This is a genomic window from Glycomyces halotolerans (assembly GCF_054779575.1).
On record NZ_BAAGXZ010000009.1, the window covers coordinates 58,579 to 71,434 of the forward strand.

Below are 12,856 nucleotides of genomic sequence, written 5' to 3' on the forward strand. Positions count from 1 at the left end.
CTCAATCCTCCAGGGTCGCGGTCTCGCACGGGAACCCGCGGGCGGTCAGGAAGGAGCGCAGGCGCTCCACGTGGTCGTCGCAGGCGGCCCACTGCTTGACCCGCTCGGGTCCGTGCAGGCGCGGGTTGCGCCAGTTCAGCATCCAGGCGGCCTGGTTGCGGCAGCCCCGGGAGGAGCAGACGGGTTTCTCGGTTTCGGCGGTCACATGTCGATTCTGCGCCAAGTGAGGGCTCATCCGTGACGGGGCCACACCGCGGTGTCGACGAACGTCTCGACCGCCTCGACGACGTCGGCCAGGACGTGGGCGGAGTCGACCAGCGGTCGCCCGCGCAGGAACATGCCGGTGTCGGCGCCGCGGATCTCGCAGACCTCGCCGGGCAGTTCGCGGGCCAGCGCCGCGTTCCACGACGGGTCGGCGGTGCCGCCGATCATGAGGTACGGGGCGGTGGCGCGGCGCAGGGCCTGGACTATCGAGTACTCCTGGAGCAGGGGGGTGAACCAGATCGCCGGCAGTCCGTGGTGGGCGGCCAGGACCGCCGCGGCCGAGCCCATCGACTTGCCCACCAGCAGCGGCGGGTCGTCGTTGTGGACGCGGTCCAGCACGGACTCGACCTGTTCGCAGACGCCGTCGACCATGGTCGCCTCGTCGGCGGCGAGCCGGTCGGGGCGCTTCCACTCGACCGGGTAGGTGTGCGCGCCGCGTGACTGGAGGGCCACGTGCGTGAACATCAGCAGGGGCCCTTGGACTCCGTAGTTGCGGCCGGGGAGGAGGAGGGCCTGTCGGCGGCGTGGCATGAGAGTGATTCTAGAACCGCTGGGCCATTGGAGTGGATCGCGCGCACCGGTGTTCGAACGGCGCAAAGCGCGCGAAGAGACAGGGGAGCCGCGCGACCACGGGGGAAGCCGCGCGGCTTGCACAAAGCATAGCGCTCCGACATTCTGCAGCAACGGACTGAATCGGCGCGGCGTGTCACTCTTTCGGGCAAAACCATTTTCCAAGCCCGATCATGCCGCCCGAGGTGCGCCGAGACTCCGGGGCCGGACGGTGCGCACCAGGCAGTCCCACGGCAGCCTCACGCCACTCGTATGGGCGAATTACTATCGACAGCACCAGTCCGAACCACGTGGGAGCAGGAGCCGACATGGGATCACCCGAGGCCGACCGTTCGACCCCGGCGGAGAACGCCGCCTTGCTCGAGAAGGCGCTGTTCGAGATCAAGAAGGTCATCGTCGGGCAGGACGCGCTGGTCGAGCGGATGTTCGCGGCCCTCCTGGCCCGCGGCCACTGCCTCATCGAAGGCGTTCCCGGGGTGGCCAAGACCCTCGCGGTGGAGACCATGGCCAAGGTCGTCGGCGCCGAGTTCCAGCGCATCCAGTTCACCCCCGACCTGGTGCCGGCCGACATCATCGGCACCCGGATCTACCGGCAGTCCTCCGAGTCCTTCGACGTCGAACTCGGACCGGTCTACACCAACTTCGTGCTCGCCGACGAGATCAACCGCGCCCCCGCCAAAGTCCAGTCCGCGATGCTCGAGGTCATGGCCGAGCAGCACATCTCCATCGGCGGTCACACCCACCGGCTGCCCACGCCGTTCCTCGTCATGGCGACCCAGAACCCCATTGAGCAGGAGGGCGTCTACCCGCTGCCCGAGGCCCAGCGCGACCGCTTCCTGTTCAAGATCAACGTCGGCTACCCCACCGACGCCGAGGAACGCGAGATCGTCTTCCGCATGGGCGTGGACACCCCGATCCCCGAACGCGTCCTCGACGCCGACGACATCCTGCGCCTCCAAGGCGCCGCCGACGGCGTGTTCATCCACAACGCGCTGGTCGACTACGCGGTGCGCCTGGTCATGGCCACCCGCAATCCCACCGCCGCCGGACTCGGCGGCCTGGCCCAGCACATCCAGTACGGCGCCAGCCCGCGCGCCTCGCTCGGCCTCATCCGCGCCACCCGCGCGATCGCGCTGCTGCGCGGCCGCGACTACGCCCTCCCGCAGGACCTCGACGACATCGCCCCCGAGGTCCTCAGGCACCGCCTGGTGCTGTCCTACGACGCCATGGCCGACGGCATCGCCGCCGACCACATCGTCGGCCAGCTCCTGGCCGCCGTCCCCGCCCCGACGGTCACACCCCGCCAGGACGCGAGCCCGCGCAGCGCGCCGAGCCCGCAGCCCGGCCTCCGGTGACAGCGGTGAACGCCGCCGACATGCGTCCGCTCGACCGGCTGCAGCTGCACATCGCGCGCCGGCTCGACGGGCTGCTCCACGGCGACTACCTCGGCCTCCTGCCCGGGCCCGGCTCCGAACCCGGCGAGGCCCGCGAATACCGCGCCGGCGACGACGTGCGGCACATGGACTGGCCGGTCACCGCGCGCACCACCGTCCCGCACGTCCGCACCACCGTCGCCGACCGCGAACTCGAGGCCTGGCTCGCCGTCGACCTCTCCCCGAGCCTGGACTTCGGCACCGTCGGCATGCTCAAACGCGACCTGGCCGTCAACGCCGTCGCCGCCTTCTCCTACCTCGCCGGCCGCGGCGGCAACCGCGTCGGCGCCGTCGTCACCGAAGGCGGCCCGCCCAAGGCGATCCCGCCGCGCCCCGGCAGGGGAGGAGCCCGCTCCCTGCTGCGCACCGTCACCGACCTGCCCAGAGGCACCGGCCCGGGCAACCTCGCCGAACTGCTCGACCGCACCCGCCGCCACGCCCGCAGACGCGGCCTCGCCGTCGTCGTCTCCGACTTCCTGGACGACGGCGACTGGGCCCGCGAACTGCGCCGCCTGTCGGTCCGCCAGCAGGTCCTGTGCGTCGAGATCGTCGACCCGGCCGAACTCAGGCTCCCCGACGTCGGCGTCCTCGACCTCATCGACCCCGAGACCGGCGACCACGTCGAAGTCCAGACCGGCAACGCCCGCTTCCGCGCCCGCTACGAAGCCGCCGCGACCGAGCAGCGCCGACGCATCGCCGACGGCGTCCGCGCCGCCGGCGCCGCCCACCTGCGACTGTCCACCGACGCCGACTGGCTGCGCGACATCGCCGCGTTCGTCGCCGGACGACGCCACCTCGCCGCCTACCGCTAGACGAATGGAGACCCGTTGATCCGCCTGCTCGAACCGGCATGGCTCCTTGGGCTGATTCTGGTCGCCGCGCTCGCCGGCGTGTACGTCTGGGCGCAGTTCGCGCGCCGGCGGACCGCCGTCCGATTCGCCAACACCGCGCTGCTGGCCAAGCTCGTCCCGCGCCTGCCGGGGTGGCGCCGCCACGTCCCTGCCGGCGTCATGGTGATCGCGCTCGCCGTCCTCGTCGGCGGCATGGCCAGACCCGCGATCGACGTCGAGGAGCCGCAGGAGCGGGCCACGGTCATCCTCGCCATCGACGTCTCCCTGTCGATGATGGCCACCGACGTGGAACCGACCCGGATCGACGCGGCCAAGACCGCGGCGGTGGACTTCGTCGGCGAGCTGCCCGAGGAGTACAACGTCGGCCTGGTGTCCTTCGCCGGCTACGCCTCGGTGGTCGTCCCGCCCACCAAGGACCGCTCGCAGCTGACCACCGCCATCCGCGGCCTCAACCTCGCCGAGGCCACCGCCACCGGCGACGCCGTCTTCGCCTCCCTCCAGGCCGTCCAGCAGGTCCTCGCCGACGGCTCCGACGAGCTCGCCCCCGCGCGGATCCTGCTGCTGTCCGACGGCTACCGCACCGCCGGGCGCAGCGTCGGCGAGGCCGCCGAGGCCGCCGCCGCGGCCGAGGTCCCCGTCTCCACGGTCGCCTTCGGCACCGACGAAGGCGTCATCGAACTCGAAGAGCAGCTCGTCAGCGTCCCGGTCGACCGCGAGGCCCTCGCCGGGCTCGCCGAGGAGACCGGCGGCGGCTACTACGAGGCCGCCTCCGTCGAGGAACTCCGCGACGTCTACCAGGACATGGGCTCCTCGCTCGGCTACCGGACGATCGCCAGGGACATCTCCCAGTGGTTCATCGGCGTCGCGCTGGCACTGCTGTTCACCGCCGCGGGACTCAGCCTCGCCTGGTCGGCCAGGCTCCCGTGACCGAGGACATCGCCGTGCAGGTCGCCACACGGTGCGTGAAGGCCAGTGTGCCGCCCCGGCGCGCCGTCGCTACGATCGTGCGTGGCTTCATACAAAGAACGTGAGGGAGTTCGAACAATGGCGCGCACGGTTCTGGTCACCGGCGGCAACCGCGGCATCGGTCTCGCGATCGCCCAGGCCTTCGCGGAGCAGGGCGACGACGTCGCCGTCACCCATCGCGGCACCGGCGCGCCCGAAGGGCTCTTCGGCGTCCAGTGCGACATCACCGACACCGCCTCGGTCGACACCGCGTTCAAAGAGATCGAGGAGCACTTCGGCCACGTCGAGATCCTCGTCGCCAACGCCGGCATCACCGACGACACGCTCCTGCTGCGCATGAGCGACGACCAGTTCTCCCGCGTCCTCGACACCAACCTCACCGGCGCCTGGCGCGTCGCCAAGCGCGCCTCCGGCAAGATGCTGCGCGCCAAATCCGGGCGCATGATCTTCATCTCCTCGGTCACCGGCCTCTACGGCAACGCCGGCCAGACCAACTACGCCGCCTCCAAGGCCGGCCTGGTCGGCCTCGCCCGCTCGATCACCCGTGAACTCGGCAGCCGCAACATCACCGCCAACGTCGTCGCCCCCGGCTTCGTGGAGACCGACATGACCGCCGAGCTCCCAGAAGCGCAGCGCAAGGGATACCTCGACGCGATCCCCGCCCGGCGGTTCGCCACGCCCGCCGAGGTCGCCGGAGCGGTGACCTGGCTGGCCGGCGACGCCGCCGCCTACGTCAACGGCGCGGTCATCCCCGTCGACGGCGGACTCGGCATGGGCCACTAGGCCCGGGCCGGACCCTGAACCCCCGAACTCGAACAAGCACATTCATTTCTGACGGAGGATCGATGTCTGGATTCCTGGACGGCAAGCGACTGCTCATCACCGGTGTCATCACCGAGCAGTCCCTCGGCTTCGGCGTCGCCAAATACGCCCAAGAGCAGGGCGCCGAGGTCGTGCTCACCGGCTTCGGGCGCATGTCCCTGGTCGAACGCATCGCCGGCAAGCTCCCTAAGCCCGCGCCGGTCATCGAGCTCGACGTCACCGACCCCGAGCAGCTCGAATCGCTCGCCGGGAAGGTCCGCGAACACGTCGACGGCATCGACGGCGTGCTCCACGCCATCGCCTTCGCCCCGCCCGGCGCCCTCGGCGGCAACTTCCTCAACACCGCCTGGGAGGACGTCGCCAAAGCCGTCGAGGTCTCGGCGTTCTCCTACAAGTCCCTGGCCGTCGCCTGTCTGCCGCTGATGGAGAACGGAGGCTCCATCGTCGGTCTCGACTTCGACGCCCAGCAGGCCTGGCCCGTCTACGACTGGATGGGCGTGGCCAAGGCCGGACTCGAGGCGGTCAACCGCTACCTCGCCCGCGACCTCGGCCCCAAGGGCATCCGCGTCAACCTCGTCTCCGCCGGCCCCCAGCGCACCATGGCCGCCAAGTCCATCCCCGGCTTCGAGGCGTTCGAAGAGGCCTGGACCCGGCGCGCCCCCCTCGGCTGGTCCCTGACCGACTCCGAACCGGTCGCCAAGGCCTGCGCGGCCCTCATGTCCGACCTGTTCCCCGCCACCTCCGGCGAGATCGTCCACGTCGACGGCGGCTTCCACGCCGTCGGAGTCGAGCGCACCGAGAACTGATTGGCTCCAGGCATGCCTGAATACGACGCAGTCCTGCTGGTCTCCTTCGGTGGACCCGAAGGACCGGCCGACGTACTCCCATTCCTGCGCAACGTCACCCGTGGCAGAGGCATCCCCGAGGAACGCCTCGAAGAGGTCGCCGAGCACTACCACCACTTCGGCGGGATCTCGCCGATCAACCAGTGGTGCCGCGAAGTCATCGACGCCCTGCGGGCCGAATTCCGGACCGCGGGCATCGACCTGCCGATCTACTGGGGCAACCGCAACTGGCCGCCGATGCTCGTCGACGCGGTCACCCAGATGACCGCCGACGGCGTCCGCCGCGCCCTGGCGATCTGCACCAGCGCCTACGGCTCCTACTCCTCGTGCCGCCAGTACGTCGAGGACATCAACGCCGCGCGCGCCGCCGTCGGCGAGAACGCGCCGGCCATCGACAAGATCCGGCACTTCTTCGACCACCCCGGCTTCATCGGCGGTTTCGCCGCGCAACTGCGCTCCTCGCTCGACCAGATCGACGACACCGCCCGCACCCGAGTGGTCTTCACCGCCCACTCGATCCCCGAATCGATGGAGGAGTGGTCCGGCCCGGCCGGCGCCCGCTACTCCGACCAGGTGAGCGAAGCGGCCGGACTCGTCGCCGGCGCCGCCGGCTGGACCGGCCCGTACGACGTCGTCTGGCAGTCCCGCTCCGGCCCTCCCGCCATGCCCTGGCTCGAACCCGACATCAACGACCACCTCAAAGTCCTCGCCTCCGAAGGCGTCGACACCGTCGTGGTCAGCCCCGTCGGATTCCTCTCCGACCACATCGAAGTCCTCTGGGACCTCGACAACGAGGCCGCCGAGACCGCCGCCGGCCTCGGCCTGCGCTACCTGCGGGCCGGCACCCCCGAGATCGGCGCCGACCTGGTCGGCATGTTCCGCGACCTCGTCGCCGAACGCGTCGCCGGGGCCCCGGTCCGGCGCCTCGGCGAGCTGCCGCTGTGGGACCCGCTCGTCGAAGGGTGCTGCCCGGCGCGGCGCCCGCCCGCGCCCGACAAGCACCGCGGACGCTGACACAGAGGCGCCCGAGCAATACCGGCTCGGGCGCCTCTGTGATTCGTGACATCCTTGAGGATGTGGATACCTTCTTCTGGATCATCGTCGCCGTGATCCTCGGCGTGTTCGAGCTGTTCACCGGAACCCTCGTCCTCGCCATGGTCGCCGGCGGCGCCGCCCTCGCCGCCATAGCAGCCGCCCTCGGCGCCCCCTTCTGGCTCCAGGTCGTCCTCCTCGGAGCCGGCTCCGCCGCCTCCATCTGGGGCCTGCGCCCCTTCCTCAAGCAGGCCCTCAGCGACGACACCGGGCCCGGAGGCCACCTCATGGGGACCAAAGCGATCCAAGGCAAGGAGGCCCTCGTCCTCGAAAAGGTCGACTCCGACGGCGGCCTGGTCGAGATCGCCGGCGACAACTGGACCGCCTACCCCCTCGAACCCGATCAGACGCTGGAACCCGGCGACCACGTGACAGTGGTAGAAATCAAGGGAGCAACCGTCATCGTCTGGAAGCAGAGCTGAAGCCCGAGCGCTACCGCTCATCGGAAACCGTCTGGAAGCAGAGCCATGGACCCGCTAGGAATCTTCCTACTCATCATCGCCGCATTCGTGATCATCGTGCTCGCACGATCGATCCGGATCGTCCCGCAGCAGTGGAACTACATCATCGAGCGACTCGGCCGCTACCGCCGGACCCTCGAGCCCGGCCCCCGGTTGCTGGTGCCCTTCATCGACACCGTCCGCGCCAAAGTGGACCTGCGCGAGCGGGTGGTCAACTTCCCGCCGCAGCCGGTGATCACCGAGGACAACCTGATGGTGCACATCGACACCGTCCTCTACTACATCATCACCCAGCCCACCTCCGCGGTCTACAACATCGACGACTACCTCTCGGGCGTCGAGCAGCTGACCACCACCACCCTCCGCAACGTCGTCGGCGCCATGGACCTGGAGAAGACCCTCACCAGCCGCGAGGAGATCAACTCCCGTCTCGCCGCCGAACTCGACAAGGCCACCGACAAGTGGGGCCTCAAGGTCACCCGCGTCGAACTGCGCGCCATCGAACCGCCGCCGAGCATCCGCGACGCGATGGAGAAGCAGATGCGCGCCGAACGCGACCGCCGCGCGACCATCCTCACCGCCGAAGGCTTCAAGCGCTCCGAGATCCTCAAGGCCGAAGGCGAGCAGCAGTCCAAGGTCCTGCGCGCCAAAGGCGAACGCGACGCCGAGGTCCTCCGCGCCGACGGCCAGGCCAAGGCCATCCAGACCGTCTTCGCGGCCATCCACAACGCCAAGCCCACCGACCGGCTCCTGGCCTACCAGTACCTCCAGAAGCTCCCCGAGATCGCCCAGGGCGAATCCAACAAGATGTGGATCATCCCCGCCGAGCTCACCCGCGCGCTCGGGTCCCTCGGCAACGCCTTCGGCAGCGTCGACGTCCCCGACGACGAAGACGAGGACATCGAGGTCGACACCAGCGCCCTCCAACTCGACAACGAGGCCGCCAAAGCCCTCGAGGCCGCCCAGAAGGCCGCCCGGGACGTCCAGGACTTCGACGAGGCCAAGACCCGGAAGGAACTCGAGTCCCCTCCGCCCGAAGAAGCCTGAAACCGGCTGGACGACCGCCGAAGCGCCCGGGGACCGCCGCCCCGGGGCGCTTCGCCGTCGATCGGGCACAATCGAAGCGTGTCCGACCAAGCCACCGCCATCGACGACCCGGGCGACGAACGCCTCAGCGACTACCGCGCGCTGACCGACCTGGCCCTGCGCACCCGGTTCGAGCAACCGCACGGCCTGTTCATCGCCGAGGGCCGCCAGGTCATCGAGCGAGCCCTCCGCGCCGGATACCGCATGCGCTCGATGCTCATCGACGCCAAACGCACGGGACAACTCGCCCACCTCGCCGGGGACGCACCCTGCTACACCGCCGGACCCGACGTGCTCGAGGCGGTCACCGGATTCCACGTCCACCGCGGCGCACTCGCCTCGTTCCACCGCAAAGCCCTGCCCGAAGCCGCCGCAGTCCTGCGCTCCTCGCACCGAGTGGTCGTCCTCGAAGGCATCAACAACCACACCAACATCGGCGCGATCTTCCGCGTCGCCGCCGGACTCGGCTTCGACGGCGTGCTCCTGGCCCCAGACTGCGCCGACCCGCTATACCGGCGCAGCGTGCGCGTCAGCATGGGGGAGGTCTTCGCCGTCCCCTACGCCTACCTCGACCCGTGGCCCGACGCGCTCAAGCACGTCCGCGACGCCGGATACACGCTGGTCGGGCTGAGCCCCTCGGCCGGCGCGATCGCGCTCGACCGGGTCGGCGCCGAGGCGCGGCGGCGACCGGCCCTCATGTTCGGGGCCGAAGGACCGGGACTGACACCGGCCGCGCTGGCCGTCTGCGACCGCACCGTCGTCATCCCCATGCACGCCGGAGTCGACTCCCTCAACGTGGCCGCGGCGGCCTCAGTGGCCTGCTGGGAGCTCTCGCAGCCCCGGCCGCGTCACAGTGAGACCGTGACGAACTCGGACTCGCAGGGCGGGCCCCAGGTGTAGTCGAACCGCCTGGCGTCCAACTCCAGGCGCACCGCCAGCGCGGTGTGCGTGCGCAGCTCGACCGGGTCGGTCTCGACCGGGTGGCGGCAGATCGCCAGCGGCCCGCCGTCGTGGTCCCGCATGGCCGCGTGCAGCCGCTCGACCGAGACGGGCGCCTGCTTGTGCAGCAGGGCCTCCATGCGGTCGCAGCGGTGGAAGGTGGAGATCCGGCCGGACTCGAGCCAGCTCTGGTGCACTCCGAGCGCCTCGGGGTCGCGGAAGTGGTTGGCGTGGACCAGCGGCTCGTCGCCGGTCTGGTAGATCACGCGCGATCCGACCGGGGAGGTCTCGACGGTGGCGACGCCTTCGGCGGCGCTGCCGACGAAGAAGTTGGCCGAGCAGGCCGGTCGCGGCGCGACCGCGTGCCCGACGGCCTGCCGGAGGTTCGGCGACTGGAGGATGCGCCAGGTGCGCAGGTGGAACGGCACCGAGTCGAGTTTCCAGTCGTCGGCGCTGGCACCGAGGCCGTTGACGCACAGGCCGACGCCGGCGCTGTTGAGGCCGATCTTGGCGCCGGCGACGCCGGCTTCGGTGAACGCGAGGACGGTGGTGTCGCCGCTGCGCCATTGCAGGAGTGCGCCCTCGACGCCGGTGAACCAGTCCCAGTTCTGGCCGATCTGGGTGCCGCCGCCTTCGAAGACGCCGTCGGAGCCGCCGAAGGAGGTGCATTCGCCGCGGATGCTTTCGGCGGTGGGCTTGCCGAACTCGCTCCAGGCGCTGTAGAGCAGCTCGTAGCGGGCGTTGAGCATCGCGATGTCGAGGATCTGCTGCCCCGAGCCCTCGGCGATGCCGTCCATGATCGCGCGGTAGGCGGCGTCCTCCCTGGTGAACTGCCCGAGGAAGCGCTGCGAGCGCTCGACGAGGCCCTCCTCGGTGAGGCCGGAGGTGATCATGCGGGACCGGTAGACCTCGATGTTGGCGGCGATCTGGGTCTTCAGCTGCCGACCGTGTTGCACCCCTTGGCGGTGGGGACTGCCCTGGAGGTGGAGGAGGGGAAGTTCACTCATGGCAGCCATTGTGGCAGAGGTGACATCGGGATGTCACTTGCGAATCGGGCTCAGCGGCCCATGAGGGCCTGCTCGACCTGGGAGTAGTGGATGGTCCACCACTTGACCAACCCGGTCTGACCTGGCAGCAGATGGTCGCAGGCCGAGTTGTGACGAACGTAATGCCATTCGATGACCCAGTTGTCGGTCAGCCGGTCCCACCACAGCTGATGAGTCGCCAGCCCGATCTCGGGCTCGCCGACGTCGAACACGGAGCGGTAGCCGCCGGCGAAGGCCCGGATCCGATCGCAGTCGAGTCCGCGCTCGTCTCCGTAGGTGAAGTAGAACACCGCGGCCCGAGCCATCTCCCGCGCATAGGAGGCGACGGTGAGCCGGTCCCAGTCCAGGACCGCCGAGACCGCGTCGCCGGGGCCGTGCAGGACGTTGTGCGGGTGGAGGTCGCCGTGGATGTAGCCGATGTACTGCGACGCCAGGTCGGGCGGCCGCCGGTCGCCGAGCCGGACGAGCAGGCCCCGCTTCAGGCGGAGCGTCTGCTCGGCGGTGGCCTCGAACCCGGTCTTGTCGCCGCGTCCGGCCGCCACCAGGTCCAGGAGACGGTCGACCTTCTGGAGCGCGGCCTCCGTGGTGGGAGGCGTCTCGACCTTGGGAGGCCGGTCGGCCGGAATCGAGCTGTGGAGCGTCCGGTGGAGCCTGCCGATCACCGAGCCGAGCTCCCTGCAGGCATCCTTGGTCATCGACAATCCGGACCGGTGCCGGCCGCCGACCCAGGGGAAGACGCCGAACTCCTCGCCCTCCAGCAGGATGGTCGCCATGCCGGTCCGGCTGGGTGTCGGCAGGACCACCGGCACGCCGGAGGCCGCCAGCGTCTGCAGCACGTGGAACTGGAACTGCAGGTCGGATCCGGTGACGTCCCGGAACAGCTTCAACAGGTACGCCCCGGATGAGGTGTCGACGCGCCAGCTGCGGTTCATCAGACCGGTCTGGACCCGCTGCATCCGGTAGATCTGTCCCAGATCCCAATGAGCGAGTGCCGCGTCGGGGAGTCGAGGCGCGGTCACGGTCATGACACAAGACTAGCCGCCGCCCGCCCGGGAAGCCGATCGTGGAACCCCCTTGCGACCGCGCGTCGGGGGTCATGTAAAGTTTCATCTCGCGTGCCGGGGCGGTCGAAAGGCCTCACTGGCAGGCAAAACAAACTCCAGATACACTTTCTGTGTGCCCGCGCGAGTGGCGGAATGGCAGACGCGCTAGCTTGAGGTGCTAGTGTCCTATTAACGGACGTGGGGGTTCAAGTCCCCCCTCGCGCACAGATGCGAAGGTCTCGGGAAACCGGGGCCTTTCTTTTTGTGCCGGTTGGGGTCGCTTGCCTTTGTCGGGTGCTAGCGGGGAGCCATTCATGGAGCCAATTTGGCTCCATTAGGTCCTTTTAGGTCTGGGCGTTGGTTTTGGATGGCTTCGTCGAGGAGTTCGGCGCCTTGGGTGATGACGGGGCGGAGCTGGTGCCGGTAGACCTTCCAGGTGGTGGCGGTGTCCTTGTGGCCGAGGAGGTCGGCGATCAGCTCGATCGAGGCACCGGCCTCCGACATGATCGACGTGAAGGTATGGCGCAGTTCCCTCGGAGTCCAGGAACCGGGCAGGCCGGCGTTGGCGGCGATCGCCTGGACCTTGTCGTGAACCGACTCGGAGACCTGGACCGTGTCGTTGCGGGTGCCGAACACGTAGACGATCCCCTCGGACTTCCAGCCGTGTTCGGCGCGCCATTTCTGCTGCTGTTCCTGGTGTTCGGTCAGGATGTCGACCGCGAGCTGGGGCAGGGCGACGGTGCGCCGGCTCTTGGGAGTCTTGGTGTCGCCGTCCTCGCGGACGGAGTGCCACATCTCCACGTATGGTGCGACGGTCTTCGGATGCACCTGCCCGCAGGAGCAGATCTGCCCTTTGGCCGGGTTGAGGTGCAGGTGCCGCCATTCGAGCGGTCGGGCTTCCTCAGTGCGGATGCCGGTGAGCACGGAGAGGGCGATGTAGCCGCGAACCGGGCGGCCCCGGCTGACGTCCAGGAGGAGCAGCGCCTGGTCGAGAGTGAGCTCGTTTCAACTTGGCGCGGGGCCGGGAGTGGCTGGTCCTCGATCAGCTCGCATCATGATTGCCGCTGTTCGGGGAGGGAGACTACGGCCTGAGCTGGTTGAGCTGAGGATCGAAGCAGACCAGCCCCATTGACGCTGCGAGGTTTGCCGCGTAGGCGGAGGCTTCCTTGGCCATGGAGTAGCGCATGGGGAAGTAGATCAGCGGGCCGCGGGCCTCGCTGATCAGAGGGCCGGTAGACCATGGGGAGGTGTCGTCCTCATCCTCGGTCATGTCGCACCACCGCTCCAAGAGCGCGCTGACGTACTTGGTGATCAGCTCTGTCGGCGGCTGCTGTTCCCCTGACTCGACAAAGCGGGCGTAGAGGTCAGTGAACACCTGACTGGCGGTCGTGGTATCCACCGGCCGATCGCCTTCCCAGACAGCCAAGTCATAGCTCAT

At 69.4% G+C, this 12,856-nt stretch carries 14 protein-coding genes, 1 tRNA gene and 1 pseudogene; 10 read left to right on the forward strand and 6 right to left on the reverse strand.

Features of this window, described 5'->3' with window-relative positions:
* Position 1 precedes the first annotated feature (1 nt).
* Together ACYVL2_RS09910 and ACYVL2_RS09915 are read right to left on the reverse strand one after the other, a co-directional pair.
* Entirely contained in the window at positions 2–205 is a 204-nt protein-coding gene (locus ACYVL2_RS09910) for an acetone carboxylase (protein ID WP_460542724.1), read from the reverse strand.
* A gap of 26 nt (positions 206–231) precedes the next feature.
* Positions 232–795: an alpha/beta hydrolase gene (locus ACYVL2_RS09915; RefSeq protein ID WP_460542726.1), complete on the reverse strand. Its 564-nt coding sequence runs from the start codon at positions 793–795 to the stop codon at positions 232–234.
* A 347-nt stretch (positions 796–1,142) separates the two neighbouring features.
* Here ACYVL2_RS09915 and ACYVL2_RS09920 point away from each other — a divergent pair, with 347 nt between their 5' ends.
* The 9 genes from ACYVL2_RS09920 to ACYVL2_RS09960 all read left to right on the forward strand — a co-directional run bounded on the left by ACYVL2_RS09920 (position 1,143) and on the right by ACYVL2_RS09960 (position 9,290).
* Positions 1,143–2,189 (forward strand): AAA family ATPase, encoded by a 1,047-nt coding sequence (locus ACYVL2_RS09920; protein ID WP_460542728.1) that lies wholly within the window; start codon positions 1,143–1,145, stop codon positions 2,187–2,189.
* Between the two features lie 20 nt (positions 2,190–2,209).
* A complete protein-coding gene (locus ACYVL2_RS09925) occupies positions 2,210–3,079 on the forward strand; it encodes a DUF58 domain-containing protein (RefSeq protein ID WP_460542906.1) in 870 nt (289 codons plus the stop codon).
* Positions 3,080–3,094: 15 nt separating this feature from the next.
* Positions 3,095–4,045: a vWA domain-containing protein gene (locus ACYVL2_RS09930; RefSeq protein ID WP_460542730.1), complete on the forward strand. Its 951-nt coding sequence runs from the start codon at positions 3,095–3,097 to the stop codon at positions 4,043–4,045.
* 117 nt (positions 4,046–4,162) lie between these two features.
* The gene (gene fabG / locus ACYVL2_RS09935; RefSeq protein ID WP_460542732.1) at positions 4,163–4,867 is read left to right on the forward strand and encodes a Rossmann-fold NAD(P)-binding domain-containing protein; all 705 of its coding nucleotides are present in this window, start codon (positions 4,163–4,165) and stop codon (positions 4,865–4,867) included.
* A 62-nt stretch (positions 4,868–4,929) separates the two neighbouring features.
* Positions 4,930–5,712, forward strand: a complete 783-nt coding sequence (gene fabI, locus ACYVL2_RS09940) for an enoyl-ACP reductase (protein WP_460542734.1) — start codon at positions 4,930–4,932, stop codon at positions 5,710–5,712.
* A 12-nt stretch (positions 5,713–5,724) separates the two neighbouring features.
* Entirely contained in the window at positions 5,725–6,765 is a 1,041-nt protein-coding gene (locus tag ACYVL2_RS09945) for a ferrochelatase (protein WP_460542736.1), read from the forward strand.
* Positions 6,766–6,827: 62 nt separating this feature from the next.
* Positions 6,828–7,265, forward strand: coding sequence for an NfeD family protein (locus tag ACYVL2_RS09950; RefSeq protein ID WP_460542738.1), 438 nt, complete (start codon positions 6,828–6,830; stop codon positions 7,263–7,265).
* Between the two features lie 45 nt (positions 7,266–7,310).
* Positions 7,311–8,351, forward strand: a complete 1,041-nt coding sequence (locus ACYVL2_RS09955) for an SPFH domain-containing protein (RefSeq protein WP_460542740.1) — start codon at positions 7,311–7,313, stop codon at positions 8,349–8,351.
* Between the two features lie 78 nt (positions 8,352–8,429).
* Complete coding sequence (locus tag ACYVL2_RS09960; RefSeq protein WP_460542742.1) at positions 8,430–9,290, forward strand: TrmH family RNA methyltransferase; 861 nt, start codon at positions 8,430–8,432, stop codon at positions 9,288–9,290.
* Here ACYVL2_RS09960 and ACYVL2_RS09965 read toward each other — a convergent pair.
* A complete protein-coding gene (locus ACYVL2_RS09965; RefSeq protein WP_460542744.1) occupies positions 9,239–10,336 on the reverse strand; it encodes a C45 family peptidase in 1,098 nt (365 codons plus the stop codon). The two genes, ACYVL2_RS09960 and ACYVL2_RS09965, sit on opposite strands and share 52 nt — an antisense overlap.
* Positions 10,337–10,386: 50 nt before the next feature.
* Positions 10,387–11,400: a phosphotransferase enzyme family protein gene (locus ACYVL2_RS09970; RefSeq protein WP_460542746.1), complete on the reverse strand. Its 1,014-nt coding sequence runs from the start codon at positions 11,398–11,400 to the stop codon at positions 10,387–10,389.
* A 157-nt stretch (positions 11,401–11,557) separates the two neighbouring features.
* On the opposite strand from ACYVL2_RS09970, the gene ACYVL2_RS09975 reads away from it, so the two are divergent.
* Positions 11,558–11,643, forward strand: a tRNA-Leu gene (locus tag ACYVL2_RS09975).
* A gap of 87 nt (positions 11,644–11,730) precedes the next feature.
* On the opposite strand, the pseudogene ACYVL2_RS09980 reads toward ACYVL2_RS09975, so the two are convergent.
* Together ACYVL2_RS09980 and ACYVL2_RS09985 are read right to left on the reverse strand one after the other, a co-directional pair.
* Positions 11,731–12,405, reverse strand: a pseudogene (locus tag ACYVL2_RS09980) (site-specific integrase); the annotation flags it as partial.
* A 94-nt stretch (positions 12,406–12,499) separates the two neighbouring features.
* Positions 12,500–12,856 (reverse strand): hypothetical protein, encoded by a 357-nt coding sequence (locus ACYVL2_RS09985; protein WP_460542748.1) that lies wholly within the window; start codon positions 12,854–12,856, stop codon positions 12,500–12,502.

Excerpts from the sequence above, each read along its gene's own strand:
- ACYVL2_RS09915 (WP_460542726.1), bottom strand. The coding sequence starts at position 795 with ATGCCACGCCGCCGACAGGCCCTCCTCCTCCCCGGCCGCAACTACGGA.
- ACYVL2_RS09920 (WP_460542728.1), top strand. The coding sequence starts at position 1,143 with ATGGGATCACCCGAGGCCGACCGTTCGACCCCGGCGGAGAACGCCGCC.
- ACYVL2_RS09925 (WP_460542906.1), top strand. The coding sequence starts at position 2,210 with ATGCGTCCGCTCGACCGGCTGCAGCTGCACATCGCGCGCCGGCTCGAC.
- fabG (WP_460542732.1), top strand. The coding sequence starts at position 4,163 with ATGGCGCGCACGGTTCTGGTCACCGGCGGCAACCGCGGCATCGGTCTC.
- fabI (WP_460542734.1), top strand. The coding sequence starts at position 4,930 with ATGTCTGGATTCCTGGACGGCAAGCGACTGCTCATCACCGGTGTCATC.
- ACYVL2_RS09945 (WP_460542736.1), top strand. The coding sequence starts at position 5,725 with ATGCCTGAATACGACGCAGTCCTGCTGGTCTCCTTCGGTGGACCCGAA.
- ACYVL2_RS09955 (WP_460542740.1), top strand. The coding sequence starts at position 7,311 with ATGGACCCGCTAGGAATCTTCCTACTCATCATCGCCGCATTCGTGATC.
- ACYVL2_RS09965 (WP_460542744.1), bottom strand. The coding sequence starts at position 10,336 with ATGAGTGAACTTCCCCTCCTCCACCTCCAGGGCAGTCCCCACCGCCAA.
- ACYVL2_RS09970 (WP_460542746.1), bottom strand. The coding sequence starts at position 11,400 with ATGACCGTGACCGCGCCTCGACTCCCCGACGCGGCACTCGCTCATTGG.
- ACYVL2_RS09985 (WP_460542748.1), bottom strand. The coding sequence starts at position 12,856 with ATGAGCTATGACTTGGCTGTCTGGGAAGGCGATCGGCCGGTGGATACC.